Source organism: Desulfosporosinus sp. I2, assembly GCF_000960765.1.
Lineage (GTDB): Bacteria > Bacillota > Desulfitobacteriia > Desulfitobacteriales > Desulfitobacteriaceae > Desulfosporosinus.
The window spans coordinates 1-20813 of the sequence record NZ_JYNH01000083.1 but is presented as its reverse complement, the minus strand read 5'-3'; the positions used below and the strand labels follow the sequence as shown (position 1 = coordinate 20813).

Genomic DNA, 20813 nt, shown 5'->3' with positions numbered 1-20813 from the left:
AAACTTCGACCAGAGTTTAAAGTTCAAAATAAAAAGGTTTATGTTCCGAACCTATTTGCCAAAATTAATGGGGTTAGCGAGGAAATAGCCGATTATTGGCAAGACCTCAAAACACTTGCCTCTTCTCCCATACAAAAATTATCCAGGATGTCCCATTCACCCAAATAAGCTATACTAAGCAGGAGCTTTACCAGACCGACTATTTACTGAATGAGGACGGACTTTTGGATGAATCCAAAGTTTGGAAAAGTCGGCATTACCGGTTTGGCTATCTTAAAGAGCCTTTACAGCATTTTCTAATGGTTAAGATCAATGAACTTATTGACTCAGGAATGTTCTTGGTAACGGTTGATGAGAAATTCAAGCTAAAAATAATCATGACGATCTTAACCATGGAGGAATCCCTAATTAAGCTCATCGAAGTTTTTGACTATCCTCAAGAGATACCTAAATTGATAGTGTATGATCATGAAAAAGAATCCTTCAGTGAGAATGACTCCATCTTACTTGCCTATTTTAATCTTATAGGTTTAGACGTTGTTATTTTTACACCAACGAACTACAGAACCATTGAACAGTATATCAAACCGAGTCTTTTGGATGTTCATCAGCTTCCTTTAGTGAAATACGACTTAGCGCTTCCACTCTTAAGCAGTATTCCAACGCCAACAACTCCGAAACTGGGACTTTTATCTAGATTTTTCAACCGTCGTTAATACGCCTAATTTTTTTTGAAAAGGGGATTAAAAATGGAAATTCAAGGCTTTACAACCACCTTAACAGAGGAAAAAAGCTTAGTACCGGCACCTGTGCCAGAGTTTGATCTCGAAAAGAAGAAACATGAAGTAATGGCCAAAGTCCAAGAAAGCCCTGAAGTTCGCAGTATTGTGCGACAAATTAATCTTGAAGATGTTAGCTCTATCATGACATTCGGTAAGAACTCCGCGGAAGAGGTTGCTCGTTTCTCGGACGCTATCCTACACTCCATGCAAACGACTAAGGTTGAGGATTCAGGTGAGCTTTTGATTCAACTGAATAAGATCATGGATAAATTTGATATCAAGGATTTTGAAGAAAAACCTCCTAGTTTTATCGGTAAGATCTTCTCTAAAGCTAAAAATTCTGTTGAAGCCCTCTTCCAAAAATACAACTCGATGGGCGATGAAGTGGACAAAGTTTTTGTTACGCTTAAAAAGTATGAAGCGGAAATTAATATTGCCAATAAACATTTAGAGGATATGTTTACGAAGAACACGGAGTATTATGAGCAGTTAGGGCAATATATTTACGCGGGTCAAATGGTACTTGCAGAACTAAAGAATAATATCCTTCCTGCAGCTCAAGCTAAAGCCAACCAGACGGCCGACCGACTTGACCAAATGAACGTCAATAATTTAATGCAAGTGCAAGAAATTATGGAACAAAGAATTTATGATTTGCAACTTGCAGAAAACGTCGCAGTGCAAAGTATGCCCACCATTAAGGCGATTGAATATGGCAATTATAATTTGGTGCGCAAAATCAATTCCGCGTTTGTTATTACGATGCCCATCTTTAAACAGTGCTTAGTTCAAGCAATCATGTTAAAACGTCAGTCAGTTCAAGCAAAAGCGATGAGCGCTTTAGATGAGAAGACAAACGAACTATTACTGAGAAATGCTGAAAACACGGCCTTGCAATCAAAAATGGTGGCCAAACTTGCCTCGGGGAGTTCAGTTAGTATCGAAACCTTGGAACAATCTTGGCAGACCATTGTAAAAGGCATCGAGGAAACAAAAGCAATTCAAGAGGAAATGAGGCAGAAACGAATAGATGGAACGAAGAGATTAGAGATCCTCAAACAGGATTTTGTGAATCGTGGGATTGTAAGATAGTGCATCTGCACTGACTAGTATAAAAGGGGTACTCACAATTATCTTTGTGAGTACCTCTTTTATACTTCTAGATTCAAGTTTTCTCCAGTTGTTTACCCTTAATAAAGTTACTGATGGGAAAGTATATGCTGAAATAAATGGTAATTTACAACAAGTGTTATTTCTCAGATATGGGAATGGAGTCGTATTTTTCGAGAGACAATTATAGTATATGTAAATTTTTTCAATATCCTATATAGGAGATTAAGTTTCTCAGTTGACTATCAATAATTTTAAGAGTAATATATTTCGTAGACGAAATAAACGTATTCGAAATAAACGTATTTGAAATATACGTATCCGAAATGTACGTAGATGAATTAAACATATCCGAAATGATTTGAGGAGTGGAGAAAAAATGGTAGATACTGTTGATACTAATGAAAGCACTAAAGTAGCAAACCTTTTTCAGGAAGTGATGATCCTTTTTAAGCAAAGCATGAGTAAAGTATTTAAGGATTCAGGTATTACGGCAATAGAAGTTATGGTACTTCGACTCTTAAGCACAGAAAAGAGGATCAAGATAACGGAACTCAGTAGTAAGCTTTGTTTACCTAATAGTACTGTATCAGGGATTCTCGATCGGCTTGAAAAACAAGGGATGGTGGTAAGAGAACGCAGTCAAGAGGATCGAAGAGTTGTTTATGTAAGTATTTCTCCTCATTTTAAGGAGATGCATCAAGACATGCATGAAAATTTTAAGCTTAATCTTGAGCATGTGATGAACCAAGGTACTGCTGAAGATCTTAATAATATTTTCAAGGGTCTTAATACTCTTAAAAAACTTTTGAGTAACACAGTAAAGTAAGCTTAACTATTTAATAGACAAGGGGATATGTATGTTTAAATTATTTAAATTTCTAAAACAATACAGCATACAGATAGCTGTTGTGATTGTACTTCTTTTTATCCAAGTGCTTTCGGATCTCTATCTACCAACCTTAATGGCAGATATTGTTGATAAAGGCTTAGCTAACAAAGATGTAAACTATATTCTAAAAATTGGTGGTTTCATGTTACTCATTGCAGCAGGAGGAACTTTATGCGCAATTATCGCGACTTACCTCTCCTCTAAAACAGCTGTTGGTTTTGGGAAACTATTGCGTGAAAAGATTTTTGCTAAGGTTGAAAGTTTTTCCTTGCATGAGTTTGATAAATTAGGAACTGCCACCCTCATTACCAGAACGACGAATGATGTAACTCAAATTCAGCAAGTATCGGTTTTAATTCTCAGCATGATGATTACTGCGCCATTAACTTGCATTGGCGGAGTTATTATGGCCTTAAAACAGGATACGCCGTTAGCCTGGGTACTGGTGGTTACAATTCCAGTCCTGTTTGGTGTCATAGGTGTTACCTTGAAAAGAGGTTTGCCTCTATTTAAGGTAATGCAGCAAAAGATCGATAAATTAAATCTTGTTTTGCGAGAAAAACTTACCGGTATCAGAGTCGTACGCGCTTTTAATCGCATCGAAAAAGAAAGAATGCGATTTGATGATGCCAACGCTGACCTCATGGACAACGCAATTAAGGTCAATTTAGTCATGGCTGTCTTAATGCCGGCTATGATGCTGATTATGAACTTAACCACAGTGGCACTCGTTTGGTTTGGTGCTCTTAGAATTGAAGAGGGAACTATGCAAATTGGGTCACTTTTAGCCTTTATTCAATATGCTACTCAAATTTTATTCTCCTTGCTCATGCTTGTCATGTTATTTATTATGATACCCCGTGCTCAGGTTTCGGCAGTAAGAATAAATGAAGTCCTTGAAACAGATCTTGATATTATTGATCCTGAAAAATCAAAACAAGCAGATAGAGAAAGAGGCTTTGTTGAATTTAAAGATGTGTCCTTTAGATATCCTGGCGCAGACCAACCAGCTCTTAACAAGATAACCTTTAGTGTAAAACCAGGTGAACTGACAGCAATTATTGGAGGTACTGGTTCAGGGAAATCTACGTTAGTTAATTTAATGACCCGTTTCTATGATGTGGAAAGTGGCAGTGTTTTGGTTGATGGAGTCGATGTTCGGGAAATGAGTCAGAAAGTGCTCCGTGCTAAGATCGGTTTTATTCCTCAAAAAACGGTACTTTTTTCGGGTACTATTGCTGAAAATATAAAATACGGCAAACAAGATGCTACCATGGTTGAGATTGAGCATGCAATACAGGTTGCCCAAGCGACAGAGTTTGTTTCTGGGCTAGAAGCAGGCTTTAATCATCCTATTGCCCAGGGTGGAACTAATGTTTCGGGCGGACAGAAGCAACGTCTTTCAATTGCCCGTGCTTTAATTAGAAAAGCTGAGATTTATATTTTTGATGATAGCTTTTCCGCTTTAGATTTTAAAACGGATGCTAGGTTACGAGCAGCACTTAAGCCTGAAATTGCCGATGCTACAGTTTTTATCATTGCTCAAAGTGTTTCAACCGTTAGGGATGCTGATCGAATTATTGTTTTAGATGAAGGACAGATAGCTGGCATGGGAACGCATAAAGAACTGTTAGATTCCTGTAAGGTATATCGTGAGATTGTAGCTTCCCAGCTTTCAGAGGAGGAATTAGCGTGAGTGAACAACGTAAAGTGGATAAACCCCAACAAGGTTTTGGTGGAAGAGCAGGTGGACCGGCGGGATCTATAGGAAAACCGGTGGAAAAAGCAAAGAATTTTAAGGGAACACTTTTCAGGCTGCTTAATTATTTAAAGCCTCAGCGAACCAAATTTATTGCCGTGTTTATCTTTGCCATCCTGAGCACAATTTTTAGTATTGTTGGCCCCAAAGTCATGGGTAAGGCTATCACAAAAATCGGAGAAGGCTTCGCTGCCAAAATGATGGCTATAAAGATGCATCAGCCTATTCCATCTATGGATTTCAAATATATCGGTCAGATCGTGTTAATTCTTTTAGGGTTATATCTAATTAGTGCGGCATTTAGTTATTTGCAACAATATATTATGGCGGGAGTTTCCCAAAAAACGGTTTATAATATGCGTAAAGAAGTTGATGAGAAGCTTTCTCGCTTACCGCTTAAGTTCTTTGATGCCAGAACGCATGGCGAAATTTTGAGCCGTGTGACCAACGATTTTGACAATATTTCAACTACGCTACAACAAAGTCTCACCCAACTGATTACTTCTATTGTAACGATTCTCGGTGTTATGGTTATGATGCTTTCTATCAGTCCGTTATTAACACTGATTGTTATTTTAACTCTACCACTCTATGTTTTAGTAACCATGAATATTGCCAAACACTCCCAAAAGCAATTTGCTGCTCAGCAAAAATCCTTGGGAGAACTTAATGGGCATGTCGAAGAAATGTACACTGGGCACAGAATTGTTAAGGCCTTTGGACGTGAGGATGAATCTATCGAAACCTTTAATGATATTAATGCTAAACTTTATACTGCTGGTTATAAAGCTCAATTTATTTCAGGGATCATAATGCCTTTAATGAGATTTGTTAGCAATCTAGGTTATGTAATTGTCAGTGTCGTTGGTGCTATTTTTGCCATTAGGGGTTCCCTTACTATTGGCGATATTCTAGCCTTTATTCAATATTCAAGACAATTTACGATGCCAATCGTTCAAACTGCCAATATTGCTAATATTATTCAATCGACTGTGGCATCCGCTGAGCGTGTGTTTGAACTGCTTGATGAAGTCGAAGAATTTCCGGATAGTGCTGATGCTAAAGTTATACCTTTTCCTAAGGGAGAAGTAAGATTTGAAAACGTCGATTTTAACTATAAAGAAGAAGAACCGCTAATTAAGAATGTGAATATCGATGTCAAACAGGGACATACAATCGCTATTGTCGGGCCAACGGGTGCCGGTAAAACGACCCTCGTCAACCTGCTAATGCGGTTCTATGAACTAAATGCCGGTAAAATAACGATCGATGGGGTTGATATTCGAGATATCAAGCGTGGTGCTTTACGCAGTATGTTCGGTATGGTGCTTCAAGATACCTGGCTCTTTAACGGCACTATTATGGAAAATATTGCTTACGGCCGCGAAGGTGCTACAGAAGAAGAGGTTATACAAGCGACCAGAGCTGCTCATGCTCATCACTTTATTAAAACACTTCCTGATGGCTATAATACAATCTTAAATGAGGAAGCTTCTAATATATCTCAGGGTCAAAAACAACTTCTCACGATTGCGCGGGCCATCCTGGCAGATCCTGCAATCTTAATTCTTGATGAAGCGACAAGTAGTGTTGACTCGAGAACTGAGGTTTATATTCAAAGAGCTATGACGGAACTTATGAATGGCAGAACAAGCTTTGTGATTGCGCATAGACTATCTACGATTAGAGATGCAGAATTGATCCTAGTTATGAACAAAGGAAGTATTGTTGAAATGGGTAACCATCAGGATCTACTTGCTCAGAAGGGATTCTATGCGGATCTATATAACAGTCAGTTCACGGGTGCGAATTTAGATAGTCAAGTAGTATAAAAAGGTAGCGCCAACTATTAGTTAGTCTTAAAAAGATGCTGTCAAAATAAGTAGACAGCATCTTTTTAAATTACAAAAATTCTGATAATGAATGAAAATTCATATTGCCAAAAAAAAGAAACTAAGTTATACTTTACTCATAATTATTTGTATACAATTAATGTTATACAAATAAATGTCGTACCAACAATATAGACTGAGGTGTAATTGTGGACGAGATGAAGACTAACAGTAGTAGACCGTCAAAGTATGTATGCTATAAGCTCAGTAGAGTGATGAGAAAGGTCCATCGTTATTACGAAAGTAGCTTTTCGCAGTATGGTATTACTCCTGCTCAATTTTATGTACTGAGCGCAGTATGGGAAAATGATGGAGTCAAGTTTAAAGACCTTGCTAAAAGCCTAGAGATGGATGGCTCAACCCTTACCTCCATCTTGGATCGTCTGGAACGTCAGGATTTGGTAGAAAGGAGGGACGACCCTGAAGATAGGCGCTCGTTGTTAATCTTTCTTAAAGATAAGGCGAAACAAAATATTCTGCAGATAACTTGTTTGGCTGAAAAGTTGAATCATGAAATACAAGAACGCTTTACTGAAGAGGAGTTTGCAACGTTTGAAAAAGTTCTTGAAAAATTAGCATTGGATTAATTTTTTTCACAGGAGATATCCGAATATTCAATTTTGAGGGAGCGATAATTATGCGTTTTCTTGATCAGGTACTGATCAAGATAGCGGAGAAACTTCAATAATTATTGAACTCGGATCCAAAACCTAATCAAACATGTTAGGCAAATGCCTGAAAGGTGGCAAGTAGTTTGGATATCAAAACGGCAATGATTGAGCGGCGTAGCATTCGCAAATACAAATCTGATCCAGTACCCGATGAAATGTTGCAGGAATTGTTAGAGGCAGCGCGTTTAGCTCCATCTGGAACTAATCATCAACCGTGGCGTTTTATTGTAGTCAAGAACCAAAACGTGAAAGAACAAATTCAAGCCGCATCATTTAATCAAACGTTTCTTAGCCAAGCACCTATTTTACTGGTTTGTTGCGCTGACCTGATGACCTATGCCCGTGACACTAGGAAAAGGCTGCAGGAATTGGTTGATGCGGGGGTATTCGGTCCGGAATCCTTTGATATCTATCCGGACATCGACAAGCCCAAAGATGCAAATACTTTAAAGGCATTTATCCCACATGCCATGTTAAATGTGGCTTTAGCAGTGGAACATATTTCTCTACGTGCGGTTTCATTGGGCTTAGGAACCTGCTGGGTACAATTGATGAAAGCCAAGCAGATAAGCCAGATTTTGGAATTGCCAGAACACTTAGTGATCACTGCCTTAATGCCGGTAGGCTTTCCAGACCAGAATCCAGTACCTCGCCCACGGGTGAGCGTCCAAGATATCGTCTACAAAGTCGTTGACTAACCTTTTTATAAGCTCTTTCTGCTCCGTAAAATTCCGGCGTGATTCGAGGCCGATTGGTATTATAGACTATCAAATTATTGTCTATTAATTAAAGAAGCTAGTATAAGAAAGTTATAATTAGGAGGGCTTTTATAAATGTCTATGCTTTTTTCACCCGCTCAAATTGGTACACTTCAACTTCGCAATCGTTTGGTAATGACGCCAATGCATTTAGGTTATAGTCCTAAAGGAGAAGTAAATGATCAACTGATTGAGTTTTATCGTGCCCGGGCCCGTGGTGGAGTTGGTCTGATTGTGGTTGGCGGATGTGGTATTGACCTGATTGGAAACGCTTTTGGTATGACTCAACTTGATGACGATCGATATATTCCAGGTTTGCGTCGTTTAGTGGATGCTGTTCACGCGGAAGGGGCAAAAATTATCCCTCAGCTTTACCAAGCCGGAAGGTATGCTCACTCTGCTTTGACTGGCCAACCTTCTGTGGCTCCTTCTCCTATTCCATCAAAGTTGACCAGGCAAACACCGGTAGAACTTACTCAGGAAAAGATTATTGAAGTGATTGCTTCGTTTGCCAATGCAGCTAAAAGAGCACAAGTATCAGGGTTTGATGGGGTTGAAATTATTGCCAGTGCTGGGTACCTTATTTCCCAGTTCCTTTCCCCAGTCACCAATCAACGAACGGATCGCTATGGTGGAGACTTACAAGCCCGCATGACGTTTGGACTTGAAGTGGTACAGGCAGTACGTAACGCGGTTGGATTAGATTTCCCCATCATTGTTCGAGTTGCGGGAAATGATTTTGTATCCGGTAGTCACACGAACACAGAGTCTCGGGCTTTTTGTCAAGCTCTTGAGAAAATTGGAGTTAATGCTCTTAATGTAACGGGTGGGTGGCATGAAACCCAAGTCCCTCAGCTGACCATGAATGTTCCCCCCGGAGCTTATGTCTATTTAGCTAACGGCATTAAACAAGTAGTTTCAATCCCTGTGATCGCTTGTAACCGGATTAACACGCCTGAATTGGCTGAGGAGATTTTGCAGGAGGGTAAGGCAGACTTTATTGGCATGGCCCGATCCCTGTTGGCCGATCCAGAGTTCCCCCAAAAGGCTATGGCCGGAAATTCAGATACCATTCGTCCTTGTATTGGATGTAATCAGGGTTGTTTGGACAATATCTTTCAACTGAAACCTGTAAGTTGTTTGGTCAACGCTGAGGCAGGCCGGGAAGCAGAATTAGCCGAATTGGCACGAAACAACCCACCTGCTCAAAGGCAAAAGATTTTAGTGATTGGGGCAGGTTCAGCTGGATTAGAATTTTCACGTATAGCAACGTTAAGAGGACATAAAGTCACGATTTGGGAAGCAAGTGACAAGACTGGAGGACAATTAGCTTTAGCCGGAGCGCCTCCTGGACGTCGAGATTTTTTGTATTTTGGAACTTACTTAGCTAATATCTGTCTGGAATTAGGGGTGACAATTGATTATAATATTATGGCTACCCCTGAAAAAGTTCTTTCGGCTGTCCAGAATGGAGAATTTGATAGGGTTGTCATTGCCACGGGTGCTCGTCCCATAACTCCTCCCATCAAAATTGAAGCCGGAACCGAGGTTCTGCAGGCTTGGGATGTTTTGTTGGGCCATAAAAAAACGGGGAAAAACGTTATAATCGTTGGAGGTGGAGCTGTCGGAGTTGATACTGCGCTCCTGCTAGCGGAATCTGGTACACTAGATAATGAAAGCTTGCGCTTCCTACTGGTGCAGCAAGCAGAAACTGATAAAGAACTCTATCGTTTGGCAACTCAAGGAACTAAAAGAATCACAGTTTTAGAGATGGCTAAAGGAATCGGACGGGACATCGGTCCCAGTACTCGTTGGTCTATGTTGGCAGATTTGAAACGGTACAGAGTTAACTGTCTGGAGGAAAACAAAGTACTTGAAATTCGTTCGGACGGTGTGTTAGTTGAGAGCGACGGAGTGCAAAAGGTTCTTCCGGCAGATACCGTTATCTTAGCTGTGGGCTCCAGTTCCCAAAATGAACTCTACTCAGCCCTACAAGGTAAGCTTGAGTCTTTGAGTATTATCGGGGATGCAGTTAAACCTCGTAAAGTCCTTGATGCTATCCATGAGGCCTACGCTGAAGGGAGCAAATAGCGATGCGCGAAATTCGAGGTCCGAAGGTTTTAAAGAGGACAACAAAAGCCGCAGTATGAATTATTCAATATCGAACCTCGCAGTTCGCGCATCGAACCTCGATTAAAGGAGGGAAAAGAGTTTGGGTCATATCATAAATGCCAAAGAAGAGATATACCATGCACTTGCCGAACGTTTAAGTAAAGCTCCAGAAGGTGCACCGATCAATGAGGACCTTATGGCAATTCTTCATCGTCTCTATACAGAGAGTGAAGCTTTAGTGGGTAGCCAATTCTCATTAATTCCGATGTCCTTAACTAAAATCTCGTCTGTTACCGGTATAGAGGAACGTGAATTAAAGATTATCTTAGATGGAATGTCTGATAAAGGATTGGTACTAGATATTCCTCGGAAAGATTCCTTCTATTATATGTTAGCGCCAGTTTTAGTTGGATTCTTCGAGTATACGTTTATGAGGACAAGGGACCAAGTCAACATGAAAGAGTTGGCAGAACTATTTGACACTTACTTTCACAGTCCTGGGGCCATGCGAGAAATTGCTGGCCTGGATACAAAAATCATGCGAACCCTGATTTATGAAAAGGTCATGCCCTTAGCAGTAGAAACTGAAGTATTGGACTATGAAAAAGCGACAGAAATCATTCGGCAATCCGGGGGAGGCGCCATTACCATGTGTGCTTGTCGACACGAACGAGCTCATCTCGGTAAAGCTTGTGATGCACCAGTGGAAGTCTGTATGTCCCTTGGTGGAGCCGCTGAATGGATTGTTCGTAAGGGGTTAGGCAAACCGGCAACCGTGGATGATCTGTTGAGAGTGCTTGATCAAACTCAAGAGTATGGTTTAGTTCACATGTGTGACAATGTGATGAATAAACCAACCTACATTTGTAATTGCTGCGGATGTTGCTGTAATGTTCTCCGGGGGATCAATGAACAACAGATCTTCGCCACCCACCCGAGTAATTTCATCCCATCCTTCGAACTTGAAAACTGCGTTAGCTGTGGTATCTGCGCCGATAAGTGCCATATCCATGCAATTTCTATGACGGATCAGGGTAATGGGATTGAAGTGCCAGTTTTGAAGAGTGAGATCTGTATTGGTTGTGGAGTGTGTTCCGCTGCCTGTCCAAGTAGCTCGCTAGTTATGTCCCGTCGTGAAGTATTATCTATTCCGCCAGAAAACGCTCGAGAGAAATTTAAGCGAATGGCCACGGAGAAGGGCAGATAAGCTAAAAGTCTTAAGATTTCGTTTTATATGCGTCAAAGAAATAGCGTAAAGCTTATACAATCATTATTAATGAAGCCTGTTTCCGGTTCCAACGGAAACAGGCTTCGCTTTTTAAACTCAAGAACTTTATAAACTTCAAATTAGGCCCTGCCCCTCGCCACATTGAAGATTCGACGTTTGGTCCCTTGTCAAATCGACCCCAGAGAAAACGAAGTGAATTCTTTCGCCGAATCCGAGTAAATACCGATTGTCATAGTGTTCTGTATACTAGCACTTTGAAGCGCTTATAACTTGTATTGCATTTCCGGAATCCAGGTTTTGGACAGGAAGTCCCTCCCTTTGATACTCACTTTATTTTCAACGACTTCGACAACTAGACCTTCACTTTGGTTAGGGAGGGCCTGCCCGTTAACATCTCGGGGAAGGGCGACTGAAGAAGAGTTTACCATGATAAACTCTTCTTTGAGGATTGTTGTGGGAAGTTTCAATTGACGGTGAATATGGCCGGTGAAAAAAATCACCTCCGGAAATTGATTAAGGATTTCTCGTAGGCGATCAGCTTGGATGACAAAGTCTGGCCTGTTTAGGGTAGACCCAAGCTTAAGCAGTGGTTGATGGAGGAATACGAAAATTGGCTTACCAGGTGAATAATTTTCCTTGAGCTTTGACTCTAGCCAACCTAACTGCTCTTCTGATAGATAGGCTCTATCGCCATAGGTCTGATCAGTGATTGCTGATTTCTCTGATCCAAGAAAGATAAAATGATAGCTTTTTAAATATTTATCATAGTAAACTTTACTACGCTTTGTAAAGTCGAGAAACCGACTAAGAGCGGCATCGTCGGTTTCGCCGTTGGGGAAGGTTTCAGGGCTCCAGGCGTTGGTAATAGGGTTGTGATAAGCCTTGTAAAACTCATGGTTTCCAATTGTGTAATAAATCTTTGGACCGTTATTCTGTCGCCTAGTAAGTTTTTCTAAAGTAGTGTAGTCTTGCGGCATCCCATCTCCTAAATCGCCGTTGATCACTAAATCTGAGACCTTAAGTTTTTCCATTTCACTAAGCATCTGTAGAAACTTGTTTTGGGCCACAGAATCAATACTTCTTACGTGAATGTCGCTAACCACTCCAAAACGTAAATCATTAATTTGCTCCGATTCGTCTAGTTCTGGTCTTGGGGTAGAAACGATGGGAGAGGGAGAAGACTTTTCGAAAGTTGGTAAAGTTCTTACTTGAGTGAGCGAGAAAGCACTGTTTGATCCCGATACATTGGCTGCGATAAGAAACATGAAAGGGAGCAGAAGCAGTAGGACCTTTCTCATAGACTTCCTCCTAATCCTTGTAGTCAATAATTCCATTATGGCATGCTTGCCTCCATTTTGAATAGTGGAGGATTACTGGAAAAAGTGTGACATCGTTCACAGTATCTAAGTTGAAATAGGCTTATAATCAGGATATGGAACTTGAGTTGGGAGTGAGTTGAATTGCAAGAAGTAAATAGGCTGGGGGAAACTGAAACTATTTCTACTCCTAAGAGTGCGATGGCTTTGATCCGGAGGGTAGCTACCTTGTTGATTAAATACATATCCAAAATGAAGGGCTATAAAAGGTCAACTCCCCTTGTTTCCCCTCCAACCTTAGACGTAATCATTACCTGGGTTGGTGCTTTTGTAGGGATAACAGCCATCGTGTTTTATTCTCAAAAATTTGACGTGGCGGTAGTGACATCTTTTGGCGCATCCGCAGTGTTGATTTACGGTGTTCCTGATGCCCCTTTGTCCCAACCCCGAAATGTGTTTTTTGGTCATACTCTTTCGGCTGCTGCGGGCGTGGCTACTTTTATGATGTTTGGGTTAACTTGGTGGTCTCCTGCCTTGGGCACCGCCCTAGCATTGGTCGTAATGCTTCTTACCAAGACAACACATCCACCGGGAGGAGCAACTGCTCTATTTGCCGTTTTGAGTAAAGCCAATTCTAGCTATATTGTGACTCCGATTGCAGCAGGTGCTGTAATTTTGATAATAATCGGGCTTCTGGTAAATAACCTATCTCCCAATAGACACTATCCAAGGTATTGGTTTTAGGGAATCAGAAGATAGAAGTTAGTAGTTATTCTTTTGGATAAGGAGGGAGAACGAATGTTTAAGACTATTTTGGTTCCAACGGACGCTTCTGACTCAGCTCAACGTGCTTTGATGCTGGCCTTGGAATTGGCGAAAAAGTTTGCTTCTCAAATCGTCCTCTTGCACGTGGTTTATACCCCAGAGGCCATGGGCTATACGCTTTCAGAAGGGATTTCGGTACCTCAGGAAGAAATCAGTATATACGGAAGAGAAGTTTTGACTGTAGCCCTGAACGGGATTGATACTGATATAGCCATAGAGAAGAAACAAATACCTGGGCATCCAGCGGCAACTATTCTGGAAGTGATTAAGAACGAACAAATTGATCTTGTAATAATGGGAAACCGTGGGTACGGAACGCTTACCGGATCTTTGCTGGGAAGCGTTAGTCAACGGGTTTTAAGCAAAGCAGAATGTCCGGTCATGATTGTTAAATAATAAGGACGCTCGGAAGATTAGTTTCCGAGCGTCCTTATTTATTATATTACAAAATCAGGTTATAGGTTTAATAAATACACCAGTTTATGTATTGAACAATTCATGTGCTTGGTATAAAGTGTGTTATCCTAAAATTCTGTATAGTTAAAAACTTAGTTAAACCATGAGCTTTTCATCGGAAAGTAAGCAAAGGGATTGTTCAATATCTACGGCACGGTTCTCGTTGACAAGAGCGAAGATATGATCTCCAGGATAAATTCGCGTATCTCCTTGAGGTATTATGTCCTGATCTCCTCGTTTAATATTAACTAACAGACAATGTTTGGGCCAAACAATTTGTTTAACACTTTTCCCACTGATTTCTGAACCTAGACATATGACGGTTTCGATAAGTATCATTGTTTCCTTTTCGTTTATTGTACTGCTCTTTCTTGATAAGATGCGATCATAAAGTGCTTCATATATGGGTTTGGTTTTTAAAAAATCACTGGACAGATATGCCACTGTTGAAACAGTAATAAGCGCCCATAAGTGACTAAATGAGCCGGTCATTTCCGTAATAAGTATACTTCCGGTAATAGGCGCTTTCACAACGGCCGTAAAATAGGCTGCCATGGCAAAGATTATAAAATTATTAGCATAAGATGGGTTAACATTGAAAAGTTTTATAATCAAATCGCTGTAGATGTTTCCTGTTAATGCGCCGATCACTAGGATCGGTAAAAATATCCCACCTGGTACACCTGTACCATAGCTAATTAAGGTAAAGAAAAACTTTGTTAAGACTAAAATAATCAGCAGACTTATCGGGAAATAACTTTGGCCTAGAGAGTCTATTAAATGATTACCTCCGCCAAGCACTTCAGGTAGAAAATAGCCTAATATCCCGGCCATTAGTAATGGAATTAGAATGACTAACGTGTTGGGTAAACCCATTTTTTCCTTAATTTCAAGGGTTTTGAGTAATGAACGGTTGAAAAATCCACCGAATAATCCGATCAAAAGACCTAATCCGATTAAGTAAATGTAATAATTCACAGGTAAAATCGGGAGAAGTGGGAAATTAAAGGCCGACGTTGAACCGTAGAAAAGTTTGGTTATAAAGTCTGCTGAAAGGGAGGCCGCCACAGTTGACATTAAAATGGCCGGAGAAAAGTTTTTGTTGAGTTCTTCCATTGCAAATATTACACCAGCTAAAGGGGCATTAAAAGCAGCTGCCAAACCTGCACTTGCTCCGCTGGTAATTAAAAACTTTTCCTCAATTTTTAAACGACCTAAAAGTCTACTTACACCTTGACCTACGGCGGCTCCTATTTGCACGGAAGGTCCTTCACGCCCTAAAGATAAACCAGCTCCAATCGCTAGAACACCACCGACGAACTTAAGAACGAGAACCTTTGCCCATTTCATTTTTAGGTGACCCGTTAAAACCCCTTTCACTTGTGGTATACCGCTACCACTTACAAGAGGTTCATGCTTAACAATCATATTTAATATAAATGCAATAAGGCCAAGTCCGAGAAGTAAGATGATTATTTTTAAACTATTAAAATTACCCAAGTGGAAAAGAGATTCTCTTAATGACTCTGCCCGCTCTAAACTGTATCTAAAAGCCACTATAATTAGGCCTGAAAATAGTCCAATTATAATCCCTTCAAAAAAAACCTTAAGTTTAAAGTCACGCCAATGGATCAAATGGTGAAATGTCTTTGTTGTCAAACGATTACCCCCATTACTTTAGAGAAGTATAATATCAAGTATTTATCCATCATAGCACGACTAGTTCTTCTGCTCAAGAACCTATGTTCCTATAGTTTAATCTTTCTAGTTGTGGACAAAGGGGCTCAGCAGGTGATATTCTACTTATTAATTAGCAACCATCGAATTAATAAGAATAAAAAGGATGTGAACTGGTCTTGTCAGAAACTCAATATAATGCAGAGTCCATTCAGGTCTTAGAAGGATTGGAGGCCGTTCGCAAACGACCTGGCATGTATATCGGTTCCACGGGGAGCAGAGGGCTACACCACCTTGCTTATGAAATTATTGATAACGCAATCGACGAGGCTGGGGTCGGATTTTGTGATCGAATTGAGGTCACTATTAATCCAGATGGCTCGATGACGATTGTGGACAATGGGCGTGGAATTCCAGTTGATATACATTCTGTCAAGAAAGTTTCGGCTGTACGCTTAGCTTTTGAAACGTTACATGCCGGAGGGAAGTTTGATGGGAATACCTACAAAACGTCGGGTGGATTGCATGGTGTTGGGGCAAGTGTTGTAAATGCCTTGTCTCTTTACTTGACTGTAGATATAAGACGGAATGGAAAATGCTATCGTGTAGAGTATGTCAATGGAGGTCAGCTCAAATCTGATTTACATATTATTGGTAAAAAAGTGATCGGAACAGGTACTTCGGTCGTTTTTAAACCCGATCCCCTCATTTTCAAAGAGACTACCGTCTTTAAATATGACACCCTGCGCAGTCGTTTGATGGAGCTATCATTTCTCAACAATGGTTTAACTATTATTCTGACTGATCTACGCGGAGAAATTAAATCGGAAACCTTTTATTCTAAAAATGGAATCATTGGATTTATCGAACACTTAAATAAAGTATCGAGCGTTTCCCCTGTGCATAAGAAACCCATCTATTTTAAAGGGGAGAAAGACGATGTCGTTGTAGAGTGTGCCATTATGTACAACGATGGAGAGGATGAATCTCTGCATTCCTATGTCAATAACATTCCTACCGATGAGGGTGGGACTCATGAATCAGGGTTCCGCACAGCTTTAACCAAAGTTTTTAATCTTTATGGGCGCAAGAACAATCTTTTCAAAAAAGATGAAAATCTGATTGGAGATGACCTTAAAGATGGTTTGACTTGTGTACTATCCCTCAAGATCAAAGATCCTCAATTCGAGGGACAGACCAAAACAAGACTTTCTAATATGGAAGTTGAAGGGATTGTTCAGTCGCTCACTAATGAGGGGATAAGCCAATTCTTTGATCAAAACCCTTCGGTTGCTAAAGAGGTTATCAATCGGTCATTAACGACTTGCCTGCAGAGACTCGCTGCTAAGAAAGCAAAGGAGTTAAAAAAGAAAGCTCGTGATGCCGAAGTTAAGGCGTTAAGCGGTAAACTCGCAGCCTGTAGCGGGAAGGATAAATCCCGCAATGAACTTTTTCTTGTTGAAGGGGATAGTGCAGGCGGTTCAGCTAAAATGGGTCGTGATCGACGATTTCAAGCCATTCTTCCTTTGCGAGGAAAAGTTATTAACACTTACCGGGCCAAGATGGATAAGGTCTTGGAAAATGAGGAGATCAGGAGCATTATTACAGCCGTAGGCTCGGGTATTGGAAAAGAATTTGATTTAGAGAAGGGTAACTATGCACGAGTTTGTATTATGACGGATGCAGACATTGACGGAGCGCATATCCGCTGTCTGCTGTTGACCTTTTTCTATCGCTATATATGAAACCACTCATTTTAAACGGACGAGTTTTTATTGCTCAATCTCCGTTATATAAAATTGAAAAAGAACGAGGCAAGATAATCCGCTACGCATTCGACGAAAACGAGCTTAAGAAAGAACTTAAGGAATTAGGGAAAACTGCCAAGATTTCACGTTACAAGGGCCTTGGGGAAATGAATCCAGAGCAGCTTTGGGAAACAACCTTGAATCCGGCCAATCGACGCATGATTCAGGTGACGATCGATGATCTTCTGGAAGCAGAACGGAAACTAAGAATCCTCATGAGTGAGCAAGTCGAGCCCAGACGTGATTTTCTAATGGAGAATATCGTCTTTACCGATGATGATATGTAGAGTTTTTTAGGAGGAGTTAATACCCGATGAGTATATTAGAAGACAACATTAGCCAACGTCCCCTTGAGGATGTTTTGCCGGAATCCTTCTTAGGTTATTCTAAACATGTCATATTACAGCGGGCAGTTCCTGATGTTAGGGATGGGTTAAAACCTGTTCATCGCAGAATTCTTTTTTCGATGGATGAAATTGGGATGTATGCGGATAAACCGTATAGCAAGTCAGCGCGTTTGGTGGGGGACTGTATGGGAAAGTACCATCCCCATGGCGACTCGTCAATCTATGATTCCGCAGTACGCATGGCGCAACCTTGGGCTACACGCTATCCGATGGTGGATGGTCAAGGGAATTTTGGCTCGATCGATGGGGATAATGCAGCCGCAATGCGTTACACAGAAATGAGAATGACCCCTTTATCTCAGCTCATAACTCAAGACATTGAGAAAAACACGGTCCTTTTCAAATTGAATTATGATCAACGTTTAAAAGAACCCGCCGTTCTACCTAGCCCTTTTCCCAATCTTCTAGTTAATGGAGGTTCAGGAATTGCTGTAGGTATGATGTCTAATATGCCTCCCCACAATTTGAGAGAAGTTGTGGCCAGTGTGATCCTTCAAATTGATAATCCTCAAATAACGGTTGACGAACTTATGGAAAAGGTGATTGGACCAGACTTTCCTACGGGCGGGGTAATTATTGGCACGGAAGGTATTGTTAATGCCTACAAAACCGGACGCGGAAAAGTGACGATGCGCGGTAAGGCGATCATTGAACAAGTTAAAAATGGTAAAAGCTTAATTATTATTACTGAGATTCCTTATCAAGTTAATAAATCAACGCTAGCAGCCAAGATAGAAACACTTGCTGACGTGGGAAAAATCGAGGGAATAAGCGAGGTTAGGGATGAATCCGATCGGGAAGGGATTCGACTCGTGATCGAATGTCGCAAGGAAGCGGATCCGCTAAGCGTTTTGCGCCTTCTATATAAGTATACTCAGATGGAAGATACATTTGGGATTATTAATTTAGTGATTACGGCAGAAGGTACTCCGAAGGTTCTGGGACTTAAGGAGATAAATGCTGCATTTATTAACCATAGAAGAATTGTCGTTATCAAACGCACAGAATTCGACTTAGAGAAGGCACGTTTAAAAGCACACATTCTAGAAGGACTGGTTATAGCGATTAATAATCTTGATGAGGTGATTGACCTTATTCGCGCCAGTAAGACCCCTTCTTTGGCCAAGGCTAGCTTAATTAGCCGTTTTGAACTCTCTGAAATTCAAGCACAAGCGATTTTGGATATGAAGCTTCAACATTTAACGAATTTCGAATTAGATGGGATTAAAAATGAGCATGCAGATATTTTGAAATTAATAGCTGAGTTAGAAAGTATTCTCTCGGATGTGAATAAAGTTTACAGCATTATTAAGAAAGAACTAAAGGACATTTCTGATCAGTACGGAGATGATCGACGCACCATTATTTTGCCTGAAGAAATGAGAAATCAGCTGGACCTAAGTTCTTTTGCTGAACCGGAAAGCCTCAATGAAATTATGCTTACTAAGAATGGCTATATTAAAAGGACAGCCCTCCCAACTAAGAAGAACAAAGCAAATGCCTTGCTCTACGTATTCAAAGATGGAGATTATTTAGTGGAGAAGATAACCTGTTCAGAAAGGGATACGCTCTATTTCTTTACCACTACTGGAAAGTTTTATAGTATTAATGCAAAGACAGTTCCAGATATGGGGTATAAAGATAAAGGCGGTCCCTTAACCAATCTATTTCCTTTACCAAATGGAGATAAAGTAGTTTCGACTTTATCTATCAAAGATACATCTGAAGGGGTTTACCTTGTTTTTGTGACTAAGGATGGTCAGGTTATGCGCTGTCAGGCAAGTGATTTTGTAAACGCTCGCTCTCCCGAGGCTATTGGACTAAAAGAAGGTGACCGCGTCGTTAAAGTCTTCCTAAGCGATGGACTAAATGAATTATTTCTGGCAACTTATAAAGGACAATCGATTCGTTATGCAGAGACGGAAATTAATCCGATGGGTCGAAAATCCCGTGGTGTCAAAGGAATAGCCTTAGGGGATGAGGATTGGGTTGTCGATGGGTTATTGTTACCTTCAGGAGATAATCCATTAAGGGCTCTTATCACAGTTACTGAACGCGGATTCCTAAAAAGGACTTCTTTTACGGAATATAAATCCCAAGGACGATCAGGAAAGGGGATTGCTATTGGGAAGGTAGACCCTGTAATAACGGGTTTTGTCATAGGTATTGCCCAGGTTCAAGAGGATGATTTATTAAACATCATCCAAGTCAGTGGAACTGTCACAAAGATTGACGTAAAGAATGTTAAATTAGAGCCTCGGACAAAAGCTGGAACGCAATGGATTCCTGTTATATTAAATGATTTTGCAGAGACTATTATCTAGAGGATATAGATTATTATTTTGATGCATAGGACTCCCACTTCTTGTTAGTGGGAGTTTCACTTTTTGTTTCGGTGACTAAAGCTTATGGTATCATTGTCCATATGAGATTATCGTCGAAAACGCTCGGCCCATGTATTTAACGATTTGGTTTAATCTCTTTCTTTGATCTCCTAACTCAATCCGTGAGGGACCTAGTTGGATACTCTGTTAAAAATATATTTGCATAAAGAAGTAGCCTAAATTACATAATATAACACGAACGTGAGCTAAAGTGGAGGTATAAAAGAGATGAAAATTTCTGATTTAAGTGTAAACGGGTCAGGCTTTGACAATGAATATAATTTTAACAATTACGCATTAACTTTAGTATTTAGAAAAGATGACAATGAAAAAACAGTCAGAGCCAATTTGCGGTATTACCCTTCAAAAGATGAATGGGATTTAAAACCCCATCTTTCATGAATACACAGAGGAAGTAAAAACAAGATATGATTGCTCAGATTATTAAGAATGATCATTTTAAGGCAGCTTTTCACGCTGTCGAGAATTCGTTAGAAGGATAATAACCATAGAATCACTCTGATGTATTTTTGTCTATATCTAATATTAAAATTACAAATATTACCAATTGAGGTTTCTTTACAATTCGATAATTTTAATCAAATAATATGTTGACAGCATAGGCCTAAAATGGTATTATAACTGAGCGCCACAAAAGATGCGCAAGAATAAACAAAGATTATGGTCTTTGGTCACCTCCCGCCATCCTTGGCTCCGGTGACACCCAGACCGTCCG

General features: G+C 40.3%; 16 protein-coding genes and 1 pseudogene. 15 read left to right on the top strand and 2 right to left on the bottom strand.

Annotated elements, in window-relative coordinates:
- From UF75_RS30235 to UF75_RS16770, 10 genes are all read left to right on the top strand, one after another.
- The coding region (locus UF75_RS30235) for a YceG family protein (protein ID WP_242860291.1) at positions 1-168 on the top strand (168 nt) is incomplete at its 5' end.
- The gene (locus tag UF75_RS16810; RefSeq protein ID WP_242860289.1) at positions 96-716 is read left to right on the top strand and encodes a YceG family protein; all 621 of its coding nucleotides are present in this window, start codon (positions 96-98) and stop codon (positions 714-716) included. The genes UF75_RS30235 and UF75_RS16810, both read left to right, overlap by 73 nt.
- 33 nt (positions 717-749) lie before the next feature.
- Positions 750-1874: a toxic anion resistance protein gene (locus UF75_RS16805; protein ID WP_045575736.1), complete on the top strand. Its 1125-nt coding sequence runs from the start codon at positions 750-752 to the stop codon at positions 1872-1874.
- A 397-nt stretch (positions 1875-2271) separates the two neighbouring features.
- Positions 2272-2721, top strand: coding sequence for a MarR family transcriptional regulator (locus tag UF75_RS16800; protein WP_045575735.1), 450 nt, complete (start codon positions 2272-2274; stop codon positions 2719-2721).
- Between the two features lie 31 nt (positions 2722-2752).
- Positions 2753-4480, top strand: a complete 1728-nt coding sequence (locus tag UF75_RS16795) for an ABC transporter ATP-binding protein (protein ID WP_045575734.1) — start codon at positions 2753-2755, stop codon at positions 4478-4480.
- Positions 4477-6375 carry an ABC transporter ATP-binding protein gene (locus UF75_RS16790; RefSeq protein ID WP_045575733.1) on the top strand — a complete coding sequence of 633 codons (1899 nt, stop codon included), beginning with the start codon at positions 4477-4479 and terminating at the stop codon, positions 6373-6375. The genes UF75_RS16795 and UF75_RS16790 overlap by 4 nt, the downstream gene beginning before the upstream one ends.
- Positions 6376-6593: 218 nt before the next feature.
- Positions 6594-7022 carry a MarR family transcriptional regulator gene (locus UF75_RS16785; protein WP_045575740.1) on the top strand — a complete coding sequence of 143 codons (429 nt, stop codon included), beginning with the start codon at positions 6594-6596 and terminating at the stop codon, positions 7020-7022.
- A 167-nt stretch (positions 7023-7189) separates the two neighbouring features.
- Positions 7190-7804: a nitroreductase family protein gene (locus UF75_RS16780; protein WP_045575732.1), complete on the top strand. Its 615-nt coding sequence runs from the start codon at positions 7190-7192 to the stop codon at positions 7802-7804.
- A 135-nt stretch (positions 7805-7939) separates the two neighbouring features.
- Positions 7940-9955, top strand: a complete 2016-nt coding sequence (locus UF75_RS16775; RefSeq protein WP_045575731.1) for an FAD-dependent oxidoreductase — start codon at positions 7940-7942, stop codon at positions 9953-9955.
- A gap of 121 nt (positions 9956-10076) precedes the next feature.
- Positions 10077-11183, top strand: coding sequence for a 4Fe-4S dicluster domain-containing protein (locus tag UF75_RS16770; protein ID WP_045575730.1), 1107 nt, complete (start codon positions 10077-10079; stop codon positions 11181-11183).
- Between the two features lie 284 nt (positions 11184-11467).
- Here UF75_RS16770 and UF75_RS16765 read toward each other — a convergent pair whose 3' ends face one another.
- The gene (locus UF75_RS16765) at positions 11468-12502 is read right to left on the bottom strand and encodes a metallophosphoesterase (RefSeq protein ID WP_052693375.1); all 1035 of its coding nucleotides are present in this window, start codon (positions 12500-12502) and stop codon (positions 11468-11470) included.
- 162 nt (positions 12503-12664) lie between these two features.
- On the opposite strand from UF75_RS16765, the gene UF75_RS16760 reads away from it, so the two are divergent.
- Positions 12665-13264: an HPP family protein gene (locus UF75_RS16760; protein WP_242860288.1), complete on the top strand. Its 600-nt coding sequence runs from the start codon at positions 12665-12667 to the stop codon at positions 13262-13264.
- A 54-nt stretch (positions 13265-13318) separates the two neighbouring features.
- The gene (locus UF75_RS16755; RefSeq protein ID WP_045575729.1) at positions 13319-13741 is read left to right on the top strand and encodes a universal stress protein; all 423 of its coding nucleotides are present in this window, start codon (positions 13319-13321) and stop codon (positions 13739-13741) included.
- A 156-nt stretch (positions 13742-13897) separates the two neighbouring features.
- Here UF75_RS16755 and UF75_RS16750 read toward each other — a convergent pair whose 3' ends face one another.
- Entirely contained in the window at positions 13898-15460 is a 1563-nt protein-coding gene (locus tag UF75_RS16750) for a ClC family H(+)/Cl(-) exchange transporter (protein ID WP_045575728.1), read from the bottom strand.
- 197 nt (positions 15461-15657) lie between these two features.
- Between UF75_RS16750 and UF75_RS16745 the strand changes: the two are divergent.
- The 3 genes and pseudogenes from UF75_RS16745 (at position 15658) to UF75_RS30230 (ending at position 20479) form a co-directional block, all read left to right on the top strand.
- A pseudogene (locus UF75_RS16745) lies at positions 15658-17573 on the top strand (DNA gyrase subunit B).
- 26 nt (positions 17574-17599) lie between these two features.
- Positions 17600-20017 (top strand): DNA gyrase subunit A, encoded by a 2418-nt coding sequence (gyrA, locus tag UF75_RS16740; protein WP_045575727.1) that lies wholly within the window; start codon positions 17600-17602, stop codon positions 20015-20017.
- A gap of 288 nt (positions 20018-20305) precedes the next feature.
- Positions 20306-20479: a hypothetical protein gene (locus UF75_RS30230; RefSeq protein WP_242860287.1), complete on the top strand. Its 174-nt coding sequence runs from the start codon at positions 20306-20308 to the stop codon at positions 20477-20479.
- Positions 20480-20813 lie beyond the last annotated feature (334 nt).